General features: G+C 71.3%; 24 protein-coding genes and 1 pseudogene. 7 read left to right on the top strand and 18 right to left on the bottom strand.

What is annotated here, in order from left to right:
• Window positions 1-399 precede the first annotated feature (399 nt).
• Genes AB0C25_RS09920 through AB0C25_RS09905 form a run of 4 tightly spaced genes read left to right on the top strand, consistent with a single transcriptional unit; the run spans window position 400 to window position 7,051 of the window.
• Entirely contained in the window at window positions 400-1,560 is a 1,161-nt protein-coding gene (locus AB0C25_RS09920) for a ThiF family adenylyltransferase (RefSeq protein WP_357371464.1), read from the top strand.
• The gene (locus AB0C25_RS09915) at window positions 1,557-2,777 is read left to right on the top strand and encodes a hypothetical protein (RefSeq protein ID WP_357371462.1); all 1,221 of its coding nucleotides are present in this window, start codon (window positions 1,557-1,559) and stop codon (window positions 2,775-2,777) included. Before AB0C25_RS09920 ends, AB0C25_RS09915 begins: the two co-directional genes overlap by 4 nt.
• A gap of 50 nt (window positions 2,778-2,827) precedes the next feature.
• Window positions 2,828-6,211, top strand: a complete 3,384-nt coding sequence (locus AB0C25_RS09910; protein WP_357371460.1) for a S8 family serine peptidase — start codon at window positions 2,828-2,830, stop codon at window positions 6,209-6,211.
• Between the two features lie 12 nt (window positions 6,212-6,223).
• Complete coding sequence (locus AB0C25_RS09905) at window positions 6,224-7,051, top strand: M55 family metallopeptidase (protein ID WP_357371458.1); 828 nt, start codon at window positions 6,224-6,226, stop codon at window positions 7,049-7,051.
• A 96-nt stretch (window positions 7,052-7,147) separates the two neighbouring features.
• Here the strand turns inward: AB0C25_RS09905 and AB0C25_RS09900 are convergent, their stop codons facing one another.
• The 4 genes from AB0C25_RS09900 to AB0C25_RS09885 all read right to left on the bottom strand — a co-directional run bounded on the left by AB0C25_RS09900 (window position 7,148) and on the right by AB0C25_RS09885 (window position 11,037).
• Entirely contained in the window at window positions 7,148-7,927 is a 780-nt protein-coding gene (locus AB0C25_RS09900; RefSeq protein ID WP_357371456.1) for a hypothetical protein, read from the bottom strand.
• A 379-nt stretch (window positions 7,928-8,306) separates the two neighbouring features.
• Window positions 8,307-9,050 (bottom strand): hypothetical protein, encoded by a 744-nt coding sequence (locus tag AB0C25_RS09895; RefSeq protein ID WP_357371454.1) that lies wholly within the window; start codon window positions 9,048-9,050, stop codon window positions 8,307-8,309.
• A gap of 107 nt (window positions 9,051-9,157) precedes the next feature.
• On the bottom strand, window positions 9,158-10,096 hold the full coding sequence (locus tag AB0C25_RS09890; protein ID WP_357371452.1) for a cyclase family protein: 939 nt from the start codon (window positions 10,094-10,096) through the stop codon (window positions 9,158-9,160).
• Window positions 10,097-10,284: 188 nt separating this feature from the next.
• The gene (locus tag AB0C25_RS09885; RefSeq protein WP_357371450.1) at window positions 10,285-11,037 is read right to left on the bottom strand and encodes an MBL fold metallo-hydrolase; all 753 of its coding nucleotides are present in this window, start codon (window positions 11,035-11,037) and stop codon (window positions 10,285-10,287) included.
• 156 nt (window positions 11,038-11,193) lie between these two features.
• Between AB0C25_RS09885 and AB0C25_RS09880 the strand changes: the two genes are divergently transcribed.
• Window positions 11,194-11,748, top strand: a complete 555-nt coding sequence (locus AB0C25_RS09880) for a hypothetical protein (protein ID WP_357371448.1) — start codon at window positions 11,194-11,196, stop codon at window positions 11,746-11,748.
• Between the two features lie 14 nt (window positions 11,749-11,762).
• Here the strand turns inward: AB0C25_RS09880 and AB0C25_RS09875 are convergent, their stop codons facing one another.
• On the bottom strand, window positions 11,763-12,326 hold the full coding sequence (locus AB0C25_RS09875) for an AAA family ATPase (RefSeq protein WP_357371446.1): 564 nt from the start codon (window positions 12,324-12,326) through the stop codon (window positions 11,763-11,765).
• 134 nt (window positions 12,327-12,460) lie between these two features.
• On the opposite strand from AB0C25_RS09875, the gene AB0C25_RS09870 reads away from it, so the two are divergent.
• On the top strand, window positions 12,461-12,766 hold the full coding sequence (locus AB0C25_RS09870; protein WP_357371444.1) for a hypothetical protein: 306 nt from the start codon (window positions 12,461-12,463) through the stop codon (window positions 12,764-12,766).
• A 20-nt stretch (window positions 12,767-12,786) separates the two neighbouring features.
• Here the strand turns inward: AB0C25_RS09870 and AB0C25_RS09865 are convergent, their stop codons facing one another.
• From AB0C25_RS09865 to AB0C25_RS09855, 3 genes and pseudogenes are all read right to left on the bottom strand, one after another.
• The gene (locus AB0C25_RS09865; RefSeq protein WP_357371442.1) at window positions 12,787-13,320 is read right to left on the bottom strand and encodes a hypothetical protein; all 534 of its coding nucleotides are present in this window, start codon (window positions 13,318-13,320) and stop codon (window positions 12,787-12,789) included.
• On the bottom strand, window positions 13,286-13,474 hold the full coding sequence (locus AB0C25_RS09860) for a hypothetical protein (RefSeq protein WP_357372010.1): 189 nt from the start codon (window positions 13,472-13,474) through the stop codon (window positions 13,286-13,288). The genes AB0C25_RS09865 and AB0C25_RS09860 overlap by 35 nt, the downstream gene beginning before the upstream one ends.
• Window positions 13,475-13,487: 13 nt before the next feature.
• Window positions 13,488-13,738, bottom strand: a pseudogene (locus AB0C25_RS09855) (LuxR C-terminal-related transcriptional regulator); the annotation flags it as partial.
• Window positions 13,739-13,756: 18 nt separating this feature from the next.
• Between AB0C25_RS09855 and AB0C25_RS09850 the strand changes: the two are divergent.
• A complete protein-coding gene (locus AB0C25_RS09850) occupies window positions 13,757-14,074 on the top strand; it encodes an FtsX-like permease family protein (RefSeq protein ID WP_357371440.1) in 318 nt (105 codons plus the stop codon).
• Window positions 14,075-14,095: 21 nt separating this feature from the next.
• Here the strand turns inward: AB0C25_RS09850 and AB0C25_RS09845 are convergent, their stop codons facing one another.
• The 10 genes from AB0C25_RS09845 to AB0C25_RS09800 all read right to left on the bottom strand — a co-directional run bounded on the left by AB0C25_RS09845 (window position 14,096) and on the right by AB0C25_RS09800 (window position 26,670).
• Window positions 14,096-14,674: a hypothetical protein gene (locus AB0C25_RS09845; RefSeq protein WP_357371438.1), complete on the bottom strand. Its 579-nt coding sequence runs from the start codon at window positions 14,672-14,674 to the stop codon at window positions 14,096-14,098.
• Window positions 14,675-15,045: 371 nt separating this feature from the next.
• Window positions 15,046-16,131, bottom strand: a complete 1,086-nt coding sequence (locus tag AB0C25_RS09840; RefSeq protein ID WP_357371436.1) for a discoidin domain-containing protein — start codon at window positions 16,129-16,131, stop codon at window positions 15,046-15,048.
• Between the two features lie 298 nt (window positions 16,132-16,429).
• Window positions 16,430-18,514 (bottom strand): hypothetical protein, encoded by a 2,085-nt coding sequence (locus AB0C25_RS09835; RefSeq protein WP_357371433.1) that lies wholly within the window; start codon window positions 18,512-18,514, stop codon window positions 16,430-16,432.
• Between the two features lie 271 nt (window positions 18,515-18,785).
• Entirely contained in the window at window positions 18,786-21,224 is a 2,439-nt protein-coding gene (locus AB0C25_RS09830) for a right-handed parallel beta-helix repeat-containing protein (RefSeq protein WP_357371431.1), read from the bottom strand.
• A 55-nt stretch (window positions 21,225-21,279) separates the two neighbouring features.
• The gene (locus tag AB0C25_RS09825) at window positions 21,280-21,585 is read right to left on the bottom strand and encodes a hypothetical protein (RefSeq protein ID WP_357371429.1); all 306 of its coding nucleotides are present in this window, start codon (window positions 21,583-21,585) and stop codon (window positions 21,280-21,282) included.
• Window positions 21,578-22,030: a YbaB/EbfC family nucleoid-associated protein gene (locus tag AB0C25_RS09820; RefSeq protein WP_357371427.1), complete on the bottom strand. Its 453-nt coding sequence runs from the start codon at window positions 22,028-22,030 to the stop codon at window positions 21,578-21,580. The genes AB0C25_RS09825 and AB0C25_RS09820 overlap by 8 nt, the downstream gene beginning before the upstream one ends.
• Entirely contained in the window at window positions 22,023-22,934 is a 912-nt protein-coding gene (locus AB0C25_RS09815) for a hypothetical protein (protein WP_357371425.1), read from the bottom strand. Before AB0C25_RS09815 ends, AB0C25_RS09820 begins: the two co-directional genes overlap by 8 nt.
• 3 nt (window positions 22,935-22,937) lie before the next feature.
• Window positions 22,938-25,928, bottom strand: a complete 2,991-nt coding sequence (locus tag AB0C25_RS09810; RefSeq protein ID WP_357371423.1) for a hypothetical protein — start codon at window positions 25,926-25,928, stop codon at window positions 22,938-22,940.
• A gap of 83 nt (window positions 25,929-26,011) precedes the next feature.
• Entirely contained in the window at window positions 26,012-26,314 is a 303-nt protein-coding gene (locus tag AB0C25_RS09805; RefSeq protein ID WP_357371421.1) for a WXG100 family type VII secretion target, read from the bottom strand.
• 32 nt (window positions 26,315-26,346) lie between these two features.
• Window positions 26,347-26,670 carry a hypothetical protein gene (locus AB0C25_RS09800; protein WP_357371419.1) on the bottom strand — a complete coding sequence of 108 codons (324 nt, stop codon included), beginning with the start codon at window positions 26,668-26,670 and terminating at the stop codon, window positions 26,347-26,349.
• Window positions 26,671-26,789: the final 119 nt, after the last annotated feature.

Below are 26,789 nucleotides of genomic sequence, written 5' to 3'. Positions count from 1 at the left end.
GGACGGTCCTGATCTCGGGCTTGTGCTCCTACTAGACCCCTGCGGTCCGGCAGCGTCACCTGATCTGTCCTTGATCCGCCGAGGGGACCGGAGGCACCCGTGCTGGCCGTCCGGGATCGTCCGGGATTTCCCCACGGCCCGGCGACCCGCCACAGACTTCACCGAGGTGCTGGTCCGGGCACCGGCGGCCTCCGCCGGTCACGGTCGGGCCAGTCGGACAACCCGGGAGGGAGGTGTCGCCATGAAGATCCAGATCCGTCGTCTCGAGAAGATCGAGACCACTGTCATCTGCGCTTGCAGCCCCTGCACGGACTGCTGACCGAGCGTCCTGGCCACCGCCCATCCGGGCGGTGGCCAGGACCGCCACGACGACCTGAGCACCCGAAGGAGCGAGTACGGATGAGGCGACCCCGAATCAAGAGCGTGTTTCCACCCATCCCGCTGGGCGACGGCCGCATCCGCATCGGCGGCGGCGACTACGGCATCGCCTCGGAGATGGTCGACGACGAGCACGGCAACACCTGGCACCTGTTGAGCCTGCTGGACGGCACCCGGACCCGGCCCGAGCTGGCGGAGGCGATGGCGGAACACGACCCGGGCATCACCGCCGTCGACGTCGACGACTCCGTCGACGCGCTGATCGGCATGGGCTTCGTGGAGGACGCCGCCGTGCCCCCGCCGGCCCGGCTGCCCGCTGTGGAGCGCGAGCGGTACCGGCGCAACCTGGAGTTCTTCTCCTACTTCCACAAGCCGCCGCTGACCGCCGCCGACTTCCAGCTCCGGCTGCGCGACGCCCGGGTCACGGTGCTCGGGATCGGCGGCCTCGGGTCGTACGTGGCCATGAGCCTGGCCGCCATCGGGGTCGGCGACATCCTGCTCGTCGACGACGACGACGTGGAACTGATGAATCTCAACCGCCAGGTGCTCTACACCGACGCCGACGTCGGACAACCCAAGGTGACCGCCGCCGTCCGCCGGTTGACCGAGATCAACCCGCACGTGCGGATCAGCGCGCGCAACGCGCGGGTCGACGGGGTGGCGGCCGCCCGCGCCTGTATGACCGGCCGTGACCTGGTGATCTGCGCCGCGGACCGGCCCCGACTCACGCTCTACCAGTGGCTGAACGAGGCTGCCCTGCACGAGGGCACCGCATGGATGCGCGGTTCCAACGACGGGCTCACGGTCAGCCTCTTCCTGCACGTGCCCCACCAGACCGCCTGCTTCCAGTGCGTCGAGCAGGACGCCGCGGCCAACCACCCGGAGTACACGCCAATGGCCGAGTACGTGGTCGGGGTGATCGGCGACCGGACCATCAACCCGTGCAACGCGCCGATGGCCGGGATGATCGGCAACCTGGCCGCCCTGGAGGCCGTCAAGTACCTCACCGGCATGGCGGAGCCGGTCATCGTCGGCCGGAAGCTCGTCGTCGACGTGCATCGGATGGAGACGCAGTTCGCCGAGGGCACGCTGCTCGACGACTGCGCCGCCTGCGGCCCGGACGGTCGGGTCCCCCGCCCCGGCGACCTGCGGGCCACTGTCGCGTCCGGGTCCGCGGCGTGACCAGCGCGCTCACCGACACCGCGGTCGTCCGGCTGCATCCGCTGCACATCGGCGAAAGCGAAGACGGTGTGTGCGAGGTCGGCCGGGTGGACACCGGTGACTTCGTCGAGCTGCCGGCCGAGGGCGTCGACCTCGTCCGGTGGCTCGGCGCGGGACTGCCGCTCGGCGAGGTCCGTCGGCGGTTCGCCGACCGGTACGGCACCGAGCCGGACCTCGCCGACTTCCTCGACGGCATCGCGTCCTGCGGCTTCCTGCGCGTGGACGCCACGACGGGCGAGGGAGGCGAAGCGGCGAACGGTGCCGGCACCCCGCCGGCCGTCGACACCGACCGCCGGGGAATAGCGGTGCTGGCGAACCTGCCGCCGCACCGGGTGTCCTGGCTGCTCGCGCCGCCGATGCGGCTTCTCTACGTCGGCAGTTGGCTGACCGTGCCGTTGCTGCTGGTGCTCGTACCCTCCCTGCGGCCCACCCCGACCGACGCGTTCCTGCTGGACGGGGTGCTGGCCAACGCCCTGGTCGTCGCGATGGTGGCCTGGATGCTGGTGCTGTTGCACGAGTTGGCGCACGCGGCCACCGTGCGGGCGTTGGGCGTCACCGGACGACTCTCCATCAGCCGAAGGCTGTGGTTCCTGGTGGCACAGACGGAGATGTCAGCCGTCCGGTCCGTGCCCCGGCGCCGCCGTTACGCCCCGTACCTGGCCGGGCTGACCTGGGACCTGTTGCTCATGGCGGTCTGCCTGGTGCTGCAACTCGCAGGTGTGCACGAGCGGCTGGTGCGCGGCGTCGTCTACACGCTCACGCTGTCGGTGGTCTACCAGTTCCTGGTGTTCATGCGCACCGACGTCTACTACGTGCTGGGCAACTGGCTGCGGCTGGGCGACCTGATGGGTGACACCCGGCGGTGGCTGGCCAACCAACTGCGGCGGCTGGTCGGCCGCGACCCCGGGCACGACCTCGGCGGGGTGCCGGCCCGGGAACTGCGGATCATCCGCTGGTACGCGCCGTTCTACCTGCTGGGCTCGCTCGCCGTGACCGCGGCGCTGCTGGCCCTCACGGTGCCCGCCATGGTCACGATGATCCGGCTGGCCGTCGACGGGATCGACGCTCCGGCCGACGGGCTCGCCTTCTGGAACGGTGTCGGCTTCCTCGCGCTCGTCGCCCTGCAACTCGCCACCTTCGGCTGGGTCCTCGTCACCGAACGTCGGACCGCCGCCTGACCGGCTCGTCCACCGCAACGCACCACTACCAGCAGGTGAGGACTCCTACCGTGCCACTGACCGCCCCGCACCGACTGCTGGCCGCCCTCCTGACGCCGGCCCTGGCCACCGGACCGGTAGCCGCCCTCGCCCCACCGGCGGCGGTCGACGCCGGACCGGTCCGAGCCGTCATCGTCGTCCTCGCCGACCAGCACGACACCGCTCCCGGGCGACTGCTCGCCGACCGGGCCACCCGGATCACCGCCGACCAGCAGCCGATGCTCACCGACCTGCGCCGCGTCGGCGCCACCCGGGTGGTGCCCTTCCGCCTGGTGAACGCCATCGCCACGACCCTGCCGGAGCGGGCCGTCGCAGAGCTGGCGACCCGACCCGGGGTGCGCACCGTCCTGCCCGACACCCCGATGCGACTGCGCCAACCGGTCGCCCCGAGCCGGCCCGCGCCACCGGCCGGCGGGGCCGCGACAGGTGCCCGCGGCTGCGCTGGGCCGGACGAGCCGCCGCTGACCGAACCGGAAGGGCTGGCGTTGACGCGTACCGTCGGATCGCCCGGCGCCCACGACCTGGCCGACGGGTCCGGGGTGCGAGTCGGCGTGCTCGGCGGGGCGATCGACCCGGCGGCGGCCGAGTTCGTCCTCGACGGGCGGTCGGTCGTGGCTGGCTACGCCGACTTCACCGGCGACGGCCTGGACACCCCCTCGTACATCCTGGAATCCTTCGGCGACGCGAGCGTCGTGGCCGCCCAGGGCGTCGGCATCTACGACGCCGGGCGCTACGCGCATCCGGCGCACCGCCCCGACGGACCGTGCCCGATGCGGATCCTCGGCGTCGCGCCGGCCGCCACCGTGCACGTCGCCAAGGTGTTCAGCAACGTCGCGGCGCCCACATCGGTCGTCCTGCAGGGCATCGAGTGGGCGGTGCTGCACGAACGTGTCGACGTGCTGAACGAGTCGTTGGTGGGCTACGGCTACCCGGACACGGCCGCCAACGCCCTGCGGCTGGCCAACGACGCCGCCGTCGCGGCGGGAGTGACAGTGGTGGTGGCCACCGGGGACGCCGGGCCGGACGACACCCTGGGTTCGCCGGCCAGCGACCCGGACGTCATCGCCGTCGGCGCGAGCACCCAGCTGCGAGCCTACGGCCAGCTCGGGTACGGCGGGTCGCCGCTCGGCAACGGCGGCCACCGGTCCGACTCGGTGTCCGCGTTGAGCTCCGGCGGCACCGCGCAGACCGAACCCCGCACCGTCGACCTCGTCGCGCCCGGCGACACCGGGTGGGCTGCCTGCTCGACCGACACCGCGCGCTACCAGAGCTGTGTCTCCTTCTTCGACGGCGGCACCCCCAGCCCGTTCTTCCTGTTTGGCGGCACCAGCGCGGCGGCGCCGTTCGTGGCCGGGGCGGCGGCGCTGGTGATCCAGACGGTCCGCCGGCACACCGGCGCCACCCCGACCCCCGAGCAGGTCAAACGCATCCTCATGAGCTCCGCGACCGACCTGCGGCAGCCGGCCGCCCAGCAGGGTGCCGGGCGGGTGGACACCCTCGCCGCGGTGCGGCTGGCCGCCGCCCTGACCGACCATCGGGACTCCGCCGCCCGACCCGCCGACGCCTCTGCCGGAGCCGCTGGTCGGCCGGCCGCAGGGGCCGTGGCGGGCCTGTTCGTCGCCACCTCGACGGCGAGCGTCACCGGCGCGCCAGGGCAGGCCACGCCGGTCGCGGTGCACCTCACCAATCCGGGCGGGCACGCCCGTCGCGTCACCGTCGGCCTGCGCTCCACCGTGCCGGCCCGCAGCCTCGCCGCCGGCCAGGTGACGCCGGTCGCGGGGGCGGGAGCGGACTTCGTCGACTCCGACGGCGTACCGGCGAACGCCCGCCGAGTGCCGGTCACCGTGCCCAGCGGGACCGACCAGATCCAGGCCGCGGTGGCCTGGGATCCCCGGTCGCATGCCGCGCCGGTCGCGGTGAGCGTCTTCGATCCCGCCGGCCGGCTCGCCGGATACTCACTGCCACTGGGCAACGGGGGGTACGGGCGGGTGACGGTGGCCCGGCCGCAGCCGGGCCGCTGGACCGTGGCCATCTGGACCCGTGACGACGGGACACCACCGGTGGGCGCGGTCCGGTACGACGTCACCGCGCTGCGGCTGACCACGCGCGGCGGTCCCTCGGTCGTCGTGCCGCCCGGCGGTACGCGGACCGTCTCGCTGCCGGTCCGCCTGCCGACCACGGCCGGTGACTCGTCGGCGGCCGTGACCGTCGTCGCCGGCGCGACGGGTTACGCGACGCTTCCGTTGGGACTGCGGGCGCTGGTGCCGACCGGTCCCTCCGGCGGCAGCTTCGACGGCGCCTTCTCCGGCGGCAACGGCGCCCTCGCCGGGTGGGCGCTGCTCGGGCAGCGGCGCAGCTTCCAGTTCGACGTGCCGGCCGGGAAGCCGGCGCTGGCCGTGTCGGTGGACGCCGGCGACGGCCCGGGGCTGGAGGTGTGGGGCCTGCTCGTCGACCCGAGCGGGATGCCGCTCGCGGCCAGCAGCTCGCGCTCCGCGGGGGCCACGGCGCCGCCCCGGTTGGACCTGGTCCGGCGTGCCCCGCAGCCAGGTCGATGGACCGTGGTGCTGGTGCTCACCGCACCGACCGCCACGGTCCGGACCAGCCAGCCGTTCCGCGGCCGGGTGGGATTCGCCCCGGCGTCGGTGGTGGCCAGCGGCGTGCCGGCGGGAGCCGCGCTGCCGGCGGGTCGGCCGGCCGAGGCCACCCTCACCATCACCAACACCGGTGCGGCACCGGCGTCGTACCTCGTGGACGCCCGGTTGGATGCCCTGGGCGAGGTGCCGTTGCGGCCGGTGGCGTCCGCCACGTACCAGACACCGGTGTCCGCCGTCGACGTCTACCCGCGCTTCGCGGTGCCGACCGGCACGACGCGGCTGCGGATGTCGGCCGATTCGGCGGTGCCGCACGTGCTCGACACGCAGCCGTACGGCGAGGGCGGCTACTACGTCGGTGACCCGGACCTGGCCGGCACCGCCGGCCGGCGCTCGGAGGTGCTCGTCTCGTCGGCGGAGGTGTCGGCCACGACCTGGATCTGCAACGCCAACCGGGCGGGGCCGTTCGGCGCTGCACCCCAGCCGCCGGCCCGAGTGGACTGCGCGGCGACCGCCCTGACTCGACTCTTCGACCGGCGGATCACCTCGTCCACCGGCAGTCACTGGCGGCGAGTGGTCGAAGGGTCGACCGAGCCCACCACGCCGCTGACGCTGGCGCCGGGGCAGATCGGCCGGGTCACCGTGTCCTTCCATGCGGACGAACCGGTGGGAGACCTGGTCACCGGGTCGTTGACGGTGACCACCCTGGACGCCCGTACCGGGTTCGGCACGGAGGTGGCCGCGGTGCCCTACTCGTACACGGTGCGGGGTGGTGCGGTCGACCATGGCGCCGGAGGGGCGTAGGGTCCCAGCACCATGAAGGCGCTGATCTCGGTGGACCTGGAGGGCATCTCGGGGATCGTGCATCCCAGCGAGACGAACCCGGATCGGTACGACTACGAGCGCGGCCGGGCCCTGATGACGGCCGAGGCGAACGCGGTGATCGCTGGTGTGTTCGACGCCGAACCCGATGCCGTGGTGTGGGTCGCCGACGCACACGGCACGTTCCGGAACCTCCTGCCGGAGGATCTCGACAGGCGTGCTCACCTCGTCCGGGGCAAACCCCGCCCGCTGGGCATGCTCGCCGGGCTGGACGAGCAGACCGACGCCGTCCTGTTCATCGGCTATCACGCTCGGGCCGGCGCCGGGCCCGCCGTCCTGGCGCACACGATCAGTGACGCCGTCCTCGACGTGCGGGTGGCCGGACGGTCACTGGGCGAGATCGGCCTCAACGCCGCCATGGCCGGCCACCTGGACGTGCCTGTCGTCCTGCTCAGCGGGGACGACACCGCCTGCGCGGAATTCAGCGAGCTGGTGCCCTCGGCGGTCACCGTCGCCGTCAAGCAGACCCTGGGTCAGGCCGCCGCGGTGGCGCTGCACCCGCAGGAGGCGCGGGAGCGGCTGCGCCGCGCTGCCGCCGCCGCGGTCACCCGGCGCGCGTCGATCCCCGCGCCGAAGATGACTGGGCCGTTGGACGTCGAGGTCGACCTGTACGGGCCGTACATGGTCGACCTCGCGGTCCTGGTGCCAGGTGTGACCCGCCTGGGCGGCGGCCGGACGGTTGCCTTCCGCGCCGCTGACGTCGCCGAGGCGTATCGACTGGTGCACCTGCTCGTCCAACTCGCCAGCATCAAGCCCGGCTGAGGCTTCGCGTCCGTCCCGCCGGCCGGTGTCGCCCGCCGGACGGGGCCGGTCCCGGCGGCCCCGGGTAGCGGACCGCCGGGACACCTGCGAACGACCTCAGCAGCCGAGCCTCCTGGTGGAGAGAGCGATGTCGTCGATCCAGAGGTCGAACTCGCCGGGTGTGGTGCCACCCTGGTACAGCTGCCAGCCAACCTTCACCGTGTTCACCGTCGGCAGGACGAAGGGCACGTCGTTGCCGCCGTGCTCGGTCGTGGAAGCGGTCAGGTCCGGGTTCGCCACGCCGTCGATCCACACCTGGACGCGGTTGTCCGTCGGGTCGAGTTTCCACTCGAAGCACTGCCAGGTGTCCTCCGTGACCGGGGCGGACTCCCGCCAGTTGGTCCAGTCGCCGGTCGGGCCGCCGTCGGCACCCACACCCCAGAAGACTCCGGGGACCGTGGGAGCGTACTGACCACCGATCGGACGGACGACCTCCGAACTGCCGGTGCCGGTCGCCTCGACCAGGGTGAAGTGCGCCCAGTCGGGGGCGGTGGGGAAGGCGTCGACGCGCAGCCGCATCCGGCCGTAGAAACGGTTGCCCGGCGCGGCGAAATCGTCGACGCGCAGGAAGGCGCGCCCGTTGTCCACCGTGTGGATGTGCAGCACCTGGTTGCCGTGGCGGGCACGCTCGACGGTGAGCGTGCCGTTGCGCGTGTCGACGCCCCAGTCCAGGGTGCTGGCACCGCCGCTCGGCAACCGCTCGAAGTCTTCACAGAAGAGCAGGCCACGGGTGCACGAGCGCGACGAGGCACCGGACGCGGCGGCCGGAATGCTGCCGGCCGTGGTGCCGAGGATCAGGGCGGCGGTGCACACCGCGAGGAAACGGCGCATGGTCATCCTCCATGACGTTGGGCCTCTACCGTGTTGGGCAGGGCCGGAATGCCTCCACCGGACATCGCGACCCTGCTCACCTCGTCGTCGATCTCGGTGCATCGACATGGCGAAAGGGCGGGCGTCTCGGTGTCGTGGGGAATTCGGGGTCCGGGACACAGACGACGGACACCTGCCCGTCGTCGTGCAATGGCCCGGCGATGCGCCGCGTCAGCCCTTGTGGCACGACGCCGACACCGCGCTGCTCCCGTGCTGCCGGTTTCCAGCACGGTTGCCCCCGTGCTGCGGCGATGTGAGCCATTCCAGCACACCCGCAGTCGTTCCAGCAATATCGACTAGCATCGCTACGTAATCGACGGCCGGGATCGTCCGCGCCGCTTCGCGCTCAGGTGTCACCTGGCCAGTTCACCGTCTCGAGGGTGGGATGACTCCGGATCGCCTCGACCAGGGGCCTGGATCCGCTGACCCTGGTGCCCTGCAGGTCGTAGTCCGTCCAGAGGAACCAGGACCGGTCGGTGGGCCACAGGTTCGTCGGTGAGAACAGGTAGCGGCCGCCGCGTTCTTCGAGCAGTTCGGGAACTGCCGATAACGGCCCGCGCCACACGTGGACGTGGTCGTAGTCGTTGGCTGGCAGGTGTGCGTAGAAGGCGACGCACTCGGTCCTGGGGCCGTCGACCGAGTGCCGGCACAGTGTGTCCAGCAGGGCCTCGAGGCTCTCCTCGTCGAGGGACCCCTCGGGTGGTGGCTGGACGGCGACGGGCCAACTGTTGTGCGTGAACCAGCGGTGGCAGGGCGGGTAACGCCGGTCTGGCGTCTGCCCCGGTTGCCGCGACCAGAGCACGCGTCGCCAAGGGCTTCCCGGTGGGGTGACGAAGCCCAAGGGCGTACCGGTTTCGGTGGTTTCTTCGTCGAGGTTCACGCCTGCGACGATCAGCGGCGCGAGGTCACCCGAGTCGATCCCGCGGTGACGCACCTCGTCGTGGGTGCCCAGACCGGCGAGGCGGGCGTTCTCGTACATGGCGTGGAGAATCCACGTCGACGATTCCCATCCAGTAGGGGCATAGCCGGTGAACGCCTCCTTCCCAGGACGGTCGGCGAGCCAGGCCAACAGGGTGGTTGGAGCTTCCACGCGTTCCATCGACACGGTGCCATCGTTGCGCACCGGCCAGCTCGACGCGCGCCCTGCCTCCGCCGGGACCACACCGACCACGACCGCCCACTCCCTCGGACGCGCGGTCAGAAGGTGGCGATCGGGTTGACCGGGCTGCCGGACGTACCGGCGAAGCGGACCGGCGCGACCGCGAGCTGGAAGTCCCACTGGTCGAGCTCGGTAGCCGTTGCCGCGCACGCCTCCAGGTCGCAGTTGTCGAGCAGCCACAGACCCATCGCAACAAGGCTCACGGCGTGAACCGGCATCAGCACGTCGTCGTACCCCGACGGTTGCACGTCCTGGGGGGTGTCCGCGCCGATCAGCGCGACCTGCCGTTCCCGCAGCCACGGCAGGCAGGACGCATGCCAGCCGGCCTGGGTGAGACCGATGGCCGCACCGGTCTCGTGCCGGAAGCGGCCGAAGCCGGTCCGCAGGAGCACCGCGTCGCCGGGTCGTACCCGCACACCCTGGCGACGCTCGGCCTCCTCCAGGTCCTGGGGAAACACCCCCTCGCCCGGCTCCAACCACGGCACACCACGGACCCCCGCGATGTCCAGCAGGACACCTCGGGTGATGATCCCGTTCGCCGCCGCCGTGACGGCCGCCCACCCCGATCCCGTCGCGGCGTCAACCAACGAGTGTGACCGCCCGTTGTACATGGTGCCGTCCCAGAAGATGTGGCACGGCGAGTCGATGTGGGTGAGGGTGTTGCCGTGGAACGTGATGCCGAGCCGCTCAGACGAGAAGCCCCAGCGCCGGTCGGCGTGGAAGGCGGGCACCGGGATGTTCTCGGCACCCGGCATGTCGGCGGCGCACGGGCACGTCGTCGTCGCCCGCTCCATGTCCTCCGGTACGGCGATCTCCCAGGCGCACGACACGCTCCGGCCGTGGCGCACGGCCCGCGCCGCCGCCAGCCGGACGTCGTCGGTGATGTGGTTGAGCGTCCCGCGCTCGTCGTCGTCGCCCCACCGTCCCCAGTTCGACAGTGTGTCGAAGTAGCCGAGCACGTCGTCCTGGGTGGGCATTGATCGCCCTGCCGTCATCTGGGCATCGACTCCTCCGGTCACGTGGTCCGAGGCGACGCGGGCAGCGGCGTTCCGCCCTCTCCCCTGACCTGCCACGGGCCGCTGAGCTGGCCTGACAGTACCTCAGTGGGCCAGCAGCCGATCGGGCCCGCAGCGGTTGACGGCATGCAGTACGACCGTCAGGGTGGTCAGCGATCTGCGGTCCCGAGCATGACGGTGAGGTCCTCCTCGGCGGCCAGCACCGCACCGTCGAACTCGAGTCGTGCGGCTGCCACGGCGGCGGCCCGGTCATTGCCCGGCCAGAAGTGGGTGAGCATCAGCCGGCGGGCACCCGCCCGGCGTGCCCAGTGACCGGCCTCGGTGGAGGTCATCAGACTGCGGGTGGGCCGGTCGGTCTCGCCGTCGCGGTCGGTGGCCTCGACGATGAACAGGTCGGCGTCGCGACCGAGATCGGCCAACACCGGGGTCGGGCCGGTGTCGCCGGAGTAGGCCACGGCTATCCCGTCCGCCTCCAGTCGGATGCCCACGTTCGGCACGTGGTGCGGAAGCGACAGCCCGGTCAGGTCGAACGGTCCCACCCGGTAGGTGCCGGGCAGCGGACGCACGTCGAAAACCGCCTCCAGGTCGACATCCGGCTCCAGGCCGCCGATCCGGTCGAGCACACCGGGTGGGCAGTACAACGGCAGCCGTGGTCCACCGACGTCACCGTAGAGCCGCATCCGGAACAGCCCGTGCAGGTCAACGCAGTGGTCGGGATGCTCGTGGGTGATGACGACAGCGTCAACCACGCCATCCGGCCAGTGCCCGAGCAGCCGCGGCAGGGTGGCGTAGCCCAGGTCGAGAACCAGGCGGTAGCCGCCCCAGTCCACCGCGAAACCGCTACAGGCACGGCCCGGTTCGGGAAAGGCACCGCAACTGCCGAGCACGGTGACCTGCCGCATCCGTACAGCATGCCCGACCGCCAGGTGTCGCGCCGGCCTGGACGACGTCGCGCCGCCAGCAGCAAGCCCACGCCGCCAGGGCCTTGACGCGCCGACGGGCAGGACGCATGGTCAGATGATATCGACCATCTCAAATCTCTTGCTCTGGGAGAGCTGATGAAGACCCTCGTCACCACCGCCTCGGCCGCGGCCCTGCTACTCCTGGTCACGGCCGGCGCATCCCCCGTCCGACCAACGGCCGACGCGCCCTGCGCCGGGCAGATCCACCCGAACCCCGGGTTCGAGAGCGGCACCACGGGCTGGACCGCCGGCCCCCGCATCGTCGTGCTCGGCGACGCGACCCGGCCCGCACTCACCGGTCAGGCGTACGCCACCTTCGCCGGCCTGGACGTGACGCGTGGCGACCTGCTGCGCACCACCGCCACGGTGCCGGCCGGCTGCACCCTGACGGTCCGCTTCTGGGTCCGCACCACCACCACGGAGACCAGCCGCGGCGACTACCTGAACGTCGGGCTGGCCGTCACCGGGATACCGCCGAAGACGAGATTCTCGCTGGCCTTCGACGGCGGGGCGCCGTGGCGGCAGTACGCCATGTCGACCGGGACGGTGACGACCGAGCGCACGGCGACGGTCAGTTTCCTCGCCAGCGAGACCGCCGGCAACGGCGCCACGGCCTTCGACGTCGACGACGTCACGCTCACCTTGAGCTGACCGCGACGGCGTCCTCAGTTCCAGGCTCTCCCGGCCCGGACCCACGCGTCCCGGTCCACCGGTCGGGGACCCTGCCGCAGCCACGTGCTGATGTGCTGTGCGTGATGCTCGGGGGTCCCCGAGGACGACTCCACGCGGAGGGCTCCCGCGAAGTAGGGGAACGCCTCGGCGCGCTCGCGAACGAGCGCTTCGTCGAGGTCCGTGGCCTGGTGGCGCTGCCGGAACCGGCTCACGGCCTCGTCGGGAGTCACGAAGAACTCGACGACCCACAGCGGCGCGGCGGAGCCGGCCAACGCTTCCAGCAGACTGACTCGCTGGTCACGGCGAGCGTAGGTGCACTCGAGGACCACGGTCTCCGCACGATCGACGAGCATTCGGGCCAGGAGGTGCGCACCGGCGTACGCGTGCATGCGATCGTCACGATTGCGATCGGATTCGGGGAACAGCAGCTCGAACAGGCTGTCCACCTCCAGGTGGATCCGACCTGCGGAGGCCCGTTGCTGAGCCAGCACCTTTCGAGCCGTGGTCTTGCCCGAGCACGGAGGGCCGGAGAGCACGACAATCCCGTTGCTGGCCATGGTCCTCAGCACCAGCTGATCACCGGGAGGTTGCTCGGGCGCACGTGGTGACGCCACCCACGGGGGCTTCCCGGGTGCGGTTGGTGCCGACCTCGGCGGTGCCCTCGGTTGCGTACCGGTGATTGGATGGGCGGGTGGATCCGTGGGAAGCAGTGTTTGTCGTCATCGCCGTGATCGGGTCGGTGGGAGTTGCGCTCGGGGCCATGTCCCAGGATAAGCGCCGTTCGGCGACCCAACTCACGGCCGTCCAGCGGAAGCTCGACCTGATAATGGATCACCTCGGCATCGCCGAGCCCGTGAACCCGGACGTCGTCCGGCACCTGGAGGGCGGCCGGACGATCCACGCTGTTCGCGCCTACCGGAACCAGACTGGCGCGAGCCTCATCGAGGCGAAGCAGGCGGTGGACCGTATCGCCAGCACGCTCCACCTCGATCGGTAGGCGTTCGCACGGCGCTGACCTCAGTCGGCTTGCCATGATCCTGCGGTTGCGGCTGTCGCGACGGCGTCCTGGTAGGCCCCAGCGACCAGCCAGGCCAGCGCCAGAGCGATGGAGTCCTGCTGGCTCAGCCGGCCGAACGCGTCTCGGCTCCGCCGGTGACCCGCGCGCCGCAGTTCGCGCAGCACGGACGCGGCCGTCGGGAGTTGGGCGTCCAGGAGCGCCCGCGCGTCCCGTTCGACGTCCGGCACCAGGGCGCTGCGACCGACGGCGACCACTCGTTGCAGGTGGTGGGTGAGCAGATGCAGAGGTGGTTGCGGGCGGTCGGCGCCGGACGGCTCCGTCGTGGTGGTGGCGCCGGGTAGGTCGGCGCCTGCACGTGCCGCAACTCCTTGTAACGCCCCCGGGCGTAACGGGACAGGTCGCGACGCCGTTCCGTCGTGTGCCTCCGGCAGTGCCCACACCTCCCGGAACAACTGCAGCGTCACCATCCACTGCTCGACCTCCCGCCGGCAGGAGACCTCATGCCGCTTCAACCACTCCGAGAGCTGCCGCAAGCCGACCACCGCGTCGGTGTCCCCGCAACGCCTTGGGCAGGCTCTTGAGCAGCCTGCCCTGGCGGTTACGGGCGACCACCTTCCCGCGTTCCAGGCTCACCTCATAGTCGGCACCAGCCGCCAGCCAGCCCATGTGGATACTCACGGTGACCATGGGCGGATGACGGCTTGTGCACGGCGTTGTCGGTGATGACGAGCCGGCCGGCGATGGTGTTGTTGTCGTGCCCTTGCGCCATCAGCGCGAGGACCTCGCGTTCGCGGGGGTGAGGACGGCGATCGGGTCACTGCGGTTGACGAGGAGTTGGGCGATGACTTCGGTGTCCATGGCGGTGCCGCCAGCGGCTACTCGGCGCAGCGCGTCGACGAACTCGTCCACCCGGCTGACGCGGTCCTTGAGGAGGTAGCCGACGCCGCCACCGTGGTGAACACCCTGGCGATGGCAACCGCCGCGCGCCTTCGCGAATTCGCGCTGCTCCAACTGGTCGGTGCCACCCGTGGCCAGGTGTTCGCGATGATGCGCGGCGAGACGAGGATCATCGTGGTGGCGGCCGTCCTCATCGGAACCCTGGCCGTCGCCCCGTCGGTGGTCGGCACGAGCATCGCGCTGACCAGGATGCCGATGCCGTCCGTTCCACCGCTGGTCTACCCGGGAATCGTCGCGGTCGCCGCGCTGCTCGGCTCGGCCGCCATCATGATCTCGGCTCGGCTCGCCATGCGGTCGCGGCCCATCGTCGCGATCGGCGCTCGCGAGTGAGATCCCGGCCCGGACGAGGAATCACATCCCGGCCGCGGCGTCGTACCTGCGGCGTTGGTCGGCCATCTCCGACTCGGCAAGCGCCTCCTTGAGCGCCAACTCCGCGTACTTGGCCGGGAACATCTGCTTCACCCGGTCGGTGAACATAACCTCGGCGGTCGCCTCGACGACCTGGATGCCGGGCGGCTCGGTGGACATGTCCATGATCACGGGGCCGGCCAGCTTGACTGCCACGTCCCAGGGGCGCCCCCGCTCCGCGACCCCGCACAGGTGGAAGCCGTAGACCGTGCGTACGTCCGCGAGCGCGGTGACCTCGGTCGGCTCGTAGCCGTAGACGCGGACCCCGCAGATCACCGCCGGCTTCTCCCCGCCGGCGGCCTGCTGGGCATTGTGCCCGGCGTGGTTGTGCTGGCCCGGGTCGGCCTGTTCCAGCACGGTACGCATCCGGGACATGATCTGCGTCTGCAGGTCAGCCGGCTTCGTCTCCGGGTCGGACCGGTTGACCAGGACGACCGCGCCGGCCGACACCGTCAACAGGATCACCGCCACCCACACCAGGCGGTGTCGATACCATCCCGCGAAACTCTGTCGGGAAATCATGATCTCTTCTCACCTCGTCGCCGGTTGGTGCGCGGGCAGACCGAATCGGACGCCCCGGAGTGTCGAACGTCGACCGCGTCGGCCATCGACGACACGGACCGGAGGGGGTACGGACGGCGGGCACGGATGCCTGCCCGGCAGGACGCCCGCCGTCAGGGAGATGGCCCGGCGATGCGGCAGGCGAGCGGCTGTCATGGCAGCGCGCTGCCGACACTGCGCTGCTCCCGCGCTGGCCGTTCCCAGCACGGTTGCCCCCGCGCTGCGGCGATATGAGCCCATTCAACACGTCCGGCTGCGCTCTGGCAACATCGACGAGCGTCAGCTTCGGCGTCGTGCGCGACCCAGGCTTCGCGAGGCAGGCACAGGTGTGGTCAGGAAACCCCGAGCTCCCAGATTGAGTAGCCGTACTGGTTGACGCGCTCAGTGCCCGTGACGCGGACGAACCGCGCGGCCGTCCTATTGGCCGGGATGAGCACGGGGCCAGGCGCTCCCGCCGTCGTGGTGAAGATCGTCTTCCAGGAGCCGCCGTCGACGGAGACGTCGACGTGGTAGGCGGTGGCGTGGGCGTGCTCCCAGTTCACGGTCACCGTAGTGATCGAATACACCTCGCCGAGGTCGACGGAGATCCACTGCGGATCCGAGAACTGGCTGCCCCAACGGGTCGCCGCGTCGCCATCGACCGCGTACGAAGCGTTCCACCAGGCCTTCTCGGAGCTGGAGGCGGTCGCCGGTCGCCGCAACGCGAGGTTCCTGCCCGAGGGGTTCTCCAGACCGGAGACGGCGCCGTTGGGCTTCGGCGCCGAGCCGGCGGGGGGTTTCGCGGCGCTGCTGGCGGCGGCGCTGCTCGTCGCGGGCGACGCCGGTGCGGGCGGCCCCGGTACGGGCGGTGGCGACGCCGACGCCGACGGGGCCGGCCGGGCCGACACCGACGAGGTGGGCCCCGCGGTGGGCGGGCCGCTCCCGGGCGGCAGCGGCGGCCCGTAACCCGGACCCGCGGTGATCACGATCCCGCCGTCCCCGGGCGGGGCGCTCGGGTCCAGGGCGCGATCGTCGGGCAGCCGGCTGCCGAGCGTGACCGCGGTGACCGCCACCAGCCCGACCAGCAGGAGCGACACCGACCAGGGCCGGAGCAGAACACCGAGGGGACGACTCCCGGTCGCGGCCGTTTCCGGGCCGGGCGCGGTCTCCGGCACGGCGGGCGCGGTCTCCGCCTCGGCGGACGCGGGCGGAGTCGACCGGGTGCGCGGCGGATCAGCAGCACCGGGTTCCCCGTCGTCCGACGACCGGTCGGCCGGGACCGGAAGCGGTACCGGCGGCAGGGGGGTCCGGGCGTCCGGCTGGGCGGCGGCGGTCTCCGGCCGCGCCGACGGCAGGCCGGTCGGGGCGGCGGGAGCCACCGGCGGCGGGGCCTGGGGGGCGGTCGCCGCCGGTGTGACCGGCCGAGGTGGCCGGAGCATCTTTGGTGGACTGTCCGATCGGTCCTCGACGGGCCGGCGTGGTGCCGGCATCCGGGTCCGATCGGCGATCGGGACCGAGGGTGCGGGCCGCACCGGAGGAGCAGTCGCGGAATCCGCGGACGTCGCCGCGTAGGGTGGCAGTCCGCTCAGCGCCACTGCCCGCTGCACCGGGGGGCGGCGTGCGACCGGGGCCGCTGGCGCTGCCCCGCCCGAGCCCCGGTCACCGGCCTCGGGCGTCGGTTGGCGCGCTGCCGCTGGGTCATCACCGGCGGGGACGGAATCCACAGTCGACCCTCGCTCAGGACTGTCCATGCTCGTGACTCTCCCGCTCTGCGCAGCATCCGCGCCCGTCCTGGCCGGAATGACTCTCTCCACCGTCCGTTCGCGGCGGCACCGCGCACCACCCGGACGCGAGCGCGGCCGGCGGCGCGTCCTCCACCAGCAGTGCCCGCGCGCCGACCGGGCAACCGAGGTAGTTGGCGAGCAGCCGCAGCAGGGGCTCGGTCAGCTGACCACCCTCCACCCAGACCACCTCGCCGCCGCCGACCCATCCCGGCCGCCGGTCGGCGACGACCGTGGCGAAGTCCCAGGCGGTGACCGGCTGGCCCGCCAGGAGGAACGGCCGCCGCCAGTCCGGCCCGCGCGCCGCCACCACGGTACGGTAGCCGGACCCGTCGGCCCGTTGCCGGATGTCCGCGGCCTCGGGAATCCGGGACAGCGCCAGCAGCGGCTCGTCGTCATCCGGGCCGGCCTCGACCCGCGGCGGCCTGGCGCGGGCCGGTGCCCTCAGTTGCACCAGGTCCTCCTCCCGGAAGGGGAAAGAGGAGTCGAGGCGCACCGCCGGGCGGGGGGCACGGTTCACCCGGCGCGGCAGGCTTGCCCACCAGCCGTCCGCCCGTCGACCGATCGTCACGACCTGCATCTGGTCAGCCACCTGCTGCTCGATCTCCGGGTCGACGGGCACGGAGGAGACCAGCAGGACCGGGCGGGCATCGGACTCCCGGTACGCGGCGATGATCTCGCCCAGTTGCCCGGGTTCGACCTCGCCCGCATCGGTGTGCACGGTGCCGGTGCGGGCGTCGGCGGTGAGCAGGACCGCGAAGAGCCGGCTGTCGCGGTGCCACCACCGTGGTGGTGTCGAGCGTTGGGCCGCGAGCACCACGTCGGGCCGGTCGGCCGGGTCGGGTGCCAGGAGGTGGCTCAGCTCCTCCGGAACGAACCGCGTTCGGGACCGCACGCTCTCCGGCAGGCGGTTCAGCAACAGGTGCAGGATCGGCAACACGTCGTCGGGCAGGGGCAGACCGGGCAGGCCGACGGCGATCGTGAACCACTGCGGATGCCACGGACGACGGCGGACGTCACCGGTGTGCTGGCCGGCGAAGGGGGGTCGGACCCAGAGCCCGAACTGGGTGGGCTCGGCCACCCAGCGCTCGTCGAGCCGGAACGTGTCGGGGCCGGCCGGTCGCAGGTCCGCGAGGAAGTCGACACTCCCGATCGGTCTCGGCGCAACGCCCGGAGCGCACCGCAGCCGTGCCACCGGGGGCGTCCACCAGTCGCCGTCGGGGTCGATCGCGACCGACACCGGTCGGTGCTCGTCATCGAGGATCGGCAGGCCGGTCGCGACCTCGACCGGGCGGTCCCAGCGGTCGGCGATCGTGGCGGCCAACCGCAGTGCCTCGTCCGCGGCCTCGCCGTACGGGGCGATGACCATCGAGGGGTCCAGCGCGTCGAGGATCGACAGTGCCGCCTCGACGCCGGGCGTGGCCGCGCCGGGGCGGCCGAGCACCACCGTCACCCGCTCGGCGTCCATCGGCACCGCGAACGCCAGGTCGTCCAGGCTCGGGTCCGGCAGGTCCGGAGAGTCGGCGTAGAGCCACAGGCCGGCCGGCACGCAGTGGGCTCTGATGCCCGAGCCCACGTGTCGCACCAGGGTGTCGACTTCGGCCTCCCAGTGCGGCGGCGGATACCGGTGGCCACCGTCGGAGATGCTGCCGTCGGCCCGGAACCAGCGCCACCCGTCGACGGCGAACAGGCCGCCCCCGGGCACGAGCAGGAGTTGACCACTTGGCGCATACACGTCGGCCTGGAGCTGTCGGGCCAGGGTCGCGGCCGGGGGCGGACCGGTTGTGGGGGTCGTCCCGGTGCCGCTGACCGCGAGACGGGCAGCCGCCCCGGGCGGGACAGCGATCGGCAGGACCTCGGTGATCAGCGCCCAGTCGTCGGGATCGACGATCTGGCCGACAACTGTCACGACCCCGCGCTCCGAGGGCAACAGGCGTGCCATCGCGACGATGGTGCCGTCCGGGTCCGGCCCGACAACCGCGAGGTTGTCCGCGACCCACCGCAACGCGTTCGCGGAGCCACGCCGTGGGCCGCTGCTCATCGGCGCTGAGGCTGCGGACATCACGGGCGACACCCGGTACGCATCCAGTGCAACCGATGAGACCGCTCCCACGCGAGACTCACCAATCCTGTCTCATCTCGTTCCACCCACACCCCACCCCGAGAACCACCACATAGTTGACTCGGGACAACGGTTTGTCAATCGGTGGAGATGCCGCCCGCGGCACGCCTCCCAGAAGTGGGAGGGGACGCGTTTCGGGGAATGATAGGGCCGCGATGTTTCCGGCGTGCTGCGTCGGCCGAGCCGTGCCTCACACCCCGACGGCGCCCACCCCGACCACGGCGGTCGGCAGATCCTCGATGGTGAGCAGCGCCAACTCGGCGGTCGTCACATCGGCCGCAGCCGCCAACCGGGAGGCCTGCCGGTCCGCCATCCGCTCGAAGACCTTACGCGCCTCCCGACCGTTGCCGAAGGTGCCGTCCCTGGGGATCCGGTCGAAGTGGGTCAGCAGCGCCGATGCGGCGGCGGGGTCCAGTTGGTAGTCGTGCCGGACACACTGGTTCTCCACGATGGTCACCAGCTCCGCCGGCGTGTAGTTGGCGAACTCGATGGTCCGGCTGAACCGTGACTCCAGACCGGGGTTGGCCTGGAGGAAGCGTTCCATGTCCGCGGAGTAGCCGGCGGCGACGACCACCACCTCGTCACGGTGGTCCTCCATGAGCTTCACCAGGGTGTCGATGGCCTCCCGACCGAAGTCCGGCCCACTGCCGCCGCGGCTGTTGCTCAGGGTGTACGCCTCGTCGATGAAGAAGACGCCACCGAGGGCGGAGTTGAACGCCTCGGTCGTCTTGATGGCGGTCCCACCGATGATCTGCGCGACGAGATCGGCGCGGGCGACCTCGACCAGGTGACCCTCCCGCAGCACCCCCAGCTCGGCGAGGATCCGCCCGTACAGCCGTGCGATGGTGGTCTTGCCGGTGCCGGGCGCCCCGGCGAAGACCAGGTGCCGGGCCATGGGCGGGGCGGACAGCCCTGCCTCCAGACGGCGCTTCGACATCTTGTTGAGATTGATCAGTGACGTCACCTCCTGTTTCACCCCGTGCAATCCGACGAGGGACTGCAACTCACGCAGTGGGTCCGAGCCGCGGGCGACGAGGCGTCGACCCTCCCCGGCCGGCGCCTCGGCCGCCGAGGTGGTCGTCGCGGTGGCGACGGCGGCCGTGCCGTACGCGTCGGGGAGTGTGTTGCGGGAGCTGGCGAGATCCTCGACCGTCAGGTGGCCGTCCGGGACGGTCTGTCGCACCCCGGAACCCTGGTTGTCCCGCACCACGCAGCCGACCAGTCGCACCGAACCGCCGGTGCGCACCGCGATGCCATCGCCGCCGCTCGCGGTGAACTCGGAGTCGGTCACCGTCCCCCGCGACTCGTCGCCGAAGACGCATCCGTCGCCCTTCGCCGCGTGGACTCTGCACCCGGTCAGCGAGATGTCCCCACCGGCGCCCACCGACACACCCTCGGCGCCCGCGTCGGCGATGTCGCAGTCGCTGAACGAGGCCGTCGCGTCGGCGACGACCACACCCGCGGCGGCGCTGCCGCGCATACTCAGACCACTCAGCGACGGCTGAGCTCGGCCGCTGACCGAGATGCCGACGCCGCCGCAGCGCTCGATGGTGAGGTTCTCGAAGCGGCCACGGGCACCGCCGAGGATCTCGACAGCCGCCCCGTCGCACCCGTGGACCTGCAACCGTTTGACGAACGGGTCCGCGCCGTCTTCGAGGTGGACCCCGACCCCGGTACAGTCGCTGACCACCGTGTCGGTGAGTTCGGGTGTGCCACGGTCGCCGATGCTCACGCCGACGCCGGCGATCTTCGTGGCGGTGCACGCCTCCAGCCGCCCACCCGCGCGGCCGGTGAAGCGGAACCCCGTACGCCGGGCCCCACTCACCCGACAACGGCGCAGGACCGGTGTGCACCGCTCGTCGGTGAAGACTCCGTCGGCGGCACAGCCGTCCACGGTGCAGTCCTCCAGCAGGCATGACCCGGCGGTGGCCAGGTAGATGCCGACGCCGTTGGTGTTGCGGACGCTCAACCGACGAGCCGTGATCTCGGCCTGCTGCTCGGCGGCGAGCGCGGGCTTGCTCGTACCGATGATCTCGGTGTCCTCGATGGATATCCGGCCCTGGCCGTTGAGGCAGATGCCGTTGCCGCCCGCGTCGCGCACGGTGCACGCACGGACCCGCAGCTCCCCGCGCTCGGCGACGACGACGCCCGACGTGCCCAGACGCTCGATCCGGCAGTCGTCGAGCACACTGCCGGCCGAGGAGGTCACCACGACCCCGGCACCGACCTCGTTGCTCACCAGGCTGTCGCGCATGGTGAGTGAGCCGCTGTCCCGGACGAAGACGGCAGCCCACGACGACGCGACCAGTTCACACTCGGTGACGCTCAGTTGGCCCACCACCAGCGCCAGGGCCGGGCTGTCGGCGTCGGTGGCAATGATCGACAGTCCGGACAGCGCGGCCGACTCCGCCGCGAGAACGACCGGGATCCCGGACGACGCGGTCAGCTTCACGGTGCCCGGCCCGTCCTCGGCGGTGATGGTGACGATCTTCGTCAGCACCAGGTTCTCGGTGTAACTGCCGGGTTGCACGCTGATCACCGACCCGTCCGACGCCGCCGCGAGCGCTTCGGTGAGCGTCCGGTACCCGGAGGCCGCCGACTGGGTGACGGTGATTCGCCGCTGGTTCACGCTCGTCCTACCTCCACAGACACCGAGACTTCCCGATGCGGCTGGTTACGCGGACCTACGAAAGGTTGGCGCTATTGTCGATGTCCTGGTCCACGAGCGCGTCGACCGCGCCATGCCCCTCGCGGACCAACTCCCTGATCGAGTCCCGCGCCGTCGCGAGGTAGCCCAGCGTCTGTTCGGCGTTGGGTTCCCGCTGTTGTGCGAATTTCTGACCGTGTTCGTCATTTCCCCACGGATCGGGAAGACTCGTCCGGACGTTCCTGACGCGCGACAGAGCACTGTCGACCTCGTCGGCGACGCTCCCGACCACCTTGAAGAGATGGTGGGCTCCCTCCGGGTCGATCCTCGTCGCGTCAGCCATCGGCCCGACCCGCCTCGTCCCGCGCGGCCCGGGCGATCGACGGCAGGTCGATCGCGGAGGTCAGCAGGGAGCCAACGACCTCGTTGAGGTCCACCTTCCCGCCGGCCAGGTCGCCGAAGGACACGCCGGGCAGCACGTCCGGACCCGCCATCTCGTCGATCTTCCCGAACGACTCGGCCCGGCCACGGCGCAGCGTCTCGACCAGCAGACTGCTCAGCTCGTTCGGTGCCATCGCGCGGTACTTGGTGTTGTTGAACGTCAGCTTCACCAGCTCGCCACGGCCGTCGAACGTGGCGGTGAGCATCTTGTTCGGCGAATCGACTGTGGTGCTCGCCGCCCGCATCTTGGCCTGGAACTCGTCCAGTTTGCGCCGCTCCTCGGCGAGCATGGCGAAGACCACGTTCAGCTCTCGGCCGCCTGGTCCGCGGTCGGTCTGGTCAACCATCCCGGTCACCCTTCCTCACGTCCCCGAGCTCCTTGCGGAGCCCCTCCTGAATGTGCTGGTCGATCCGATCCGTGCGCCCGAGCACGTGCCATCCGGCGTCGGCGTCCTTCCACACCGCCGGGTCTCCCTGGGCGAGCGTGCTGCCACGGCGCTGCCCACCGCCCTCGTTCTGCATGCCACCCAGGCCACCACCCATCCCTCCGCCCATGCCCCCCATCGGCATGAGCGGCATCATCGGGAGGCCGCTGCCCGCCCCGCCGCCACCTCCGGACGGCGGAGCGACAGTCTCGCCGGGCTGATTCGCCCTGACCGTCGGCGCCGCCGGGCGGAAGAGGTCGGCGGCATCGGAGTCCGCCGCGAGGACCAGGCCCGGCGGGTCGTCTCCCGCCGACTCGGCGCGGGCGTGACGGTCCCCCGGCTCGTCGACGGTCGCCACCGTCGGTGGGTTCTGGCCGCCGAGACCGAGGCCGACATCGCGGTACGCCTCGGCAAGGCCATGGAGTACGACCTGTGCCCGGCGGTCCCACTCGTCGTCGGTCGAGCCGCTGTCCGCGGCTCGCTGAGCCTGTAGGTCCCGTACCCGCGACTGCCCGACGCCGAGGGCATTCGCTGTGACCCGCAACTGCCGTCCGCACTCGGCGTCGTCCAGGGTGTGCACCAACTCTCGGGTACGACGTGCCGGGTCGCTCAGCCGTACACCGGTTGCCTGGGTGCTCCGCCAGGCGTCGTCCAACTCGTTCAACGCGCGGTCGAGCGACTCGGCGATCGCCCGTAGGCCACTCCGGGCCTCGTCGAACAGCCGGGCGGACGTCTCGATGTCCACCGGGGATGCCGCGTCGAGGGCGAGAGCGATGTCCTGGAGTGTCCGCGGTTGCCCGATCGGGCTTCCTCCCGCGATGTCCATGGGTCAGCTCCTCCCCACGGCCTGGCTGGAGACCGCGTCGCCGTCGTCGCCCCACATGCCGTCCTCGCCGACGAGCCACGTGTTGCGTTCACGGTCCCGATCACCCTGGTTGCCCATGCCGCCGCCCATCGGCGGGGACATTGGCATTCCGGATCCGGCGCCCTGACCGCCCGGAGCGCCGGCTGACAACGCCGACGACGACGACGAGCTACCGGGGTCGCCCGAGGCCACCGGGGCCAGCTCGAGTGGGGCGGGCAGGTTCGCACCGCCCCGGTCGCCGCCACCGCCGGACACACCGCCACCGCCGCCACCGGAGTCACCACCGGGGCCGCCACCCGAACCACCGCCGGATCCGCCACCCGGGCCGCCACCAGAACCACCGCCGGAACCACCGCCAGAACCACCGCCAGTACCGACGGTGCTCTTGCCGTTGAGGTAGTCCGAGATGGACGAGTGGCCTGCGCCCTCGTCGATCAGGTCGTCGATGGCCTCGTCAGCGGCCTCCTTGGCATCCGTGAGCGCCTCCACCCGTGCTTCGCGTTCGGCCGCGGTGTCGCCCTCGCCCTTGCCGGCCCGCTCGTCCTTGATCATCTCGTCGAGAGTGTCGGTGACGGACTCCCTGGCCTCGGCCAGGGCACTGTCGCGAGCCTTCTCGGCGGCCTCGTCGCTCTTCCCTGGACTGCCGTCGCCCTTGTTGTCGTCCTTGCCGTCGCCCTTGCCGTCGCCCTTGTTGTCGTCCTTGTTGTCGTCCTTGTTGTCGTCCTTGTTGTCGTCCTTGTTGTCGTCCTTGTTGTCGTCCTTGTTGTCGTCCTGGCCCATCAGGTCGTCGATCGCGTCGTCGGCCGCGTTCCGGGCGTCCGCAAGGGCATCCTCGCGGGCCTGCTCGGCCTCGGGGTCCCCGCCGCCGCCCGTCGTGCGCTTGTCGTCGAGATCGTCGATGGCACCGTCGACAGCCTTCTGCGCCTCGTCAAACGCCCGGTCGCGCGCCTCCTCCGGGGTGGCGTCGCCCGCGTCCTCGTCCAGCAGTTCCTCGATCGCCTCGTCCGCGGCGTCCCGGGCGTCCTCCAGCGCGTCCTTGCGGGCGGCATCGGTCTCCGGGTCACCGGTCGGCTCGCCGATCAGGTCCTCGATCGCCTCGTCCGCGGCCTCCCGGGCATCCTCCAGCGCGTCCTCGCGGGCCTCCTCGGCGACCGGGTCAGCTGTCGATCCGCCCTTCAGATCCTTGATCGCCTCGTCCGCCGCCTTTCGCGCATCCTCCAGCGCGTCCTTGCGGGCCTCCTCGGTGACCGGGTCAGCCGACGACGTCGGCGGTAGTCCCTGCTTGGAATCGCCGCCGCCCTTGAGGTCGTCGATGGCGTCATCGGCCGCCTTTCGGGCATCCTCGAGGGCGTCCTTGCGCGCCTGCTCAGCGGCCTCACCCGGGGTGCCCGATCCGCCCCCCGCCTTCTCGGATCCGGAGCTGGGACTCTTGCTCCCGGGATCGCCGGATGTCACCGGAACGCCGCCGGCCCCACCCAACAGTCCATCGATCGCGCCGTCGGCGGCCTTCTTCGCATCGTTGAGCGCGTCCTTACGCGCCGCATCCCCGCCAGGCGTCGCGCCCGTGCTGGACTTCACGCCCGAGCCGGCGCCACCGCTGAGGGGGGGTGCGCCGGCACCCGCCGAGCCGAGCCCCTGGATCGCGTCGGACGCTGCCTTCTTGGCATCCTCGAGCGCACCGTCGCGCCCCGGGTCACCGGTCTTGAGGCCATCGATGGCGTCGGTCGCCGCGCCGTTCGCGTCATTCAGCGCCTTCTGCCGCGCGCCGTCACCACCGGAGGTGCCACCGCCGATGGGCGCGCCCCCACCCGAACCCGCGGGCGCTCCCCCACCCGAACCCGCGGGCGCTCCCCCGCCGGAACCCGAGGGTTTTCCTGGGCTGGAGGTCAGTGGAGCTAATTCCATGGGGGTCGTGATGCCGTTGGTCGGCGGCGTCTGACTGCCGGACCCGTTGGACAGTCCCTCGATCGCGTCGGTCGCGGCCTTCTTCGCCTCATCCAGCGCGGCGTCGTGCGTGGGGTTACCGTTCTTCAGCCCGTCGATGGCCTTGGACACCGCGCCCTCGGCCTCGTCGAGGGCCTTCGCACGGCCGTCGCCACCCTTGTTGTTCCCGCTGTTCCCACCGCTGCCGCTACCGCTACCGCTGCCGCTGCCACTGCCGCTACCGCTACCGCTGCCACTGCCGCTACCGCTGCCACTGCCGCTACCGCTGCCACTGCCGCTACCGCTGCCACTGCCGCTGCCGCTGCCGCTGCCGCTGTTCTCGTTCTTCTTGTCGTGGCCGCTGCTGGTGTCGATCGGCTTCAGCAGCGCGATGTCGAGCTTGGGCAGCCGGCCACCGATGTCCTCGTACGTCGCGGACAACCCCATCAGCAGGGCGCGGAGGTTGGACATGATCCAGCGCTCGCCGGCCTGGTAGGCCTGCCCCCACCCGCGCTCCTTGTCCGCCAGCTTGGAAGCCGGGTCGTCGACGCCGGTGTAGATTCTCTCGATCTCGGCGGAGACCCAGTCCCGGAGCCGGTCGGTCAGCCGATGACCCGTGTCGATGATGTCCCAGAAGTCCCGGCGGAAGGTCACAATGGCATCGCCGACATTACCGATCTTGGTGCCATAGTCGTTGCCATCGAGGACGTTGTAGACGCCCTCCCTGCTCTTGTCGGCCACCTCCACGACATGGGCGTCGAAGGCGTTGGCGGCTTCTCCGACGAATGCTGGTTTCGCGCCACCCGTCAGTTTCTTGGCCAGCTTCTCGAACTCCTCCAGGACGAGGTCGAGTTCGATCTCCGCCTTGTTGAACGCCTGCTCCGCCTCGGCCCAGCCGCCCTCGGCGTTGAGGCCGGGCTCGGTGATGTCCCCGACGAACGGGCCGAGCTGCCCCCACCCCCCGTAGTTGCGGAACGTCTCTCCCGTGGGCGGGCTCTTCTCGTCGAACGACCCGACTTCACCCGTTGGCACGATTCCCCCACCGCTCGGACTCATCACGAACTGCCGGAATACGCCGAGGAGCCCGTAGGCCCCCCGGCGTCACCTCGAAACACTCAGCGGTTGCCGAACCGGTTGCCGGAGCGGATGTCCTGCTCCTTCATGTCGTCCGCACGAATCCCCAGTTCCTTGGCGAGGTCCGCGACGATGGTGTTCATGTCGGCGAAGTTGTCCTCGATCTGCTTCGAAAGCTGGTTGTAGTTCGCGGCCGCCGGCCCCGTCCAGGTGTCGAGCGCGTGGCCGGTCTCCTGGGACAACTTCTCGATGTAACCCTCGACATCGCGGTTGACCCGCTGCATCTGCGAGATGCCCTCGAAGATCTGGTCGTACTGATAGCCGATGAGGCCGTTGCCGGACATGGCCGGTCCCCTTTCCGATCGCTTGTGCTGGCTCAGATGTCCTTGAGAATGCCCACACCGATGGCACCGACCTGACCGGCGTTCGCCAGATCCTGCGCGTCGAAGTCCTGCACCGTGCCGTCCACGTTGCCGGCCATCTCGTTGAGGTCCGCCACGATGCGGGTCACCTCGCCCATCCAGTCGTCGCGCGCCTCCAGCAGCGTCTTGATCATGGCGCCGTCGCAGTAGTCGTCCATCAGGTCGACGGCGGCACTGAACCTGTTCTTCGCGGCGTCGACGTCGCCGGCCGTCTGTCGGTGGTCCCCCGCGACCCGGTTGGCGGTACTCGGATCGAGGGTGGTATTACCGTTCGCCATGGCTTCCTCTCCCTGCTGTGGACTGTGGTGATCCGGTAGTTCTCGCCTGGTGGGGCTCATGCAACCAGCGGGCTTGGCGACCGAGCCGCTCCGGCGGGCCCGCCGGTCCCTTCGCGGGG

The sequence above is a fragment of the Micromonospora sp. NPDC048839 genome (assembly GCF_040649915.1).
In the GTDB taxonomy this organism is placed as follows: domain Bacteria; phylum Actinomycetota; class Actinomycetes; order Mycobacteriales; family Micromonosporaceae; genus Micromonospora.
This window is presented reverse-complemented; position numbering and strand designations above follow the sequence as displayed.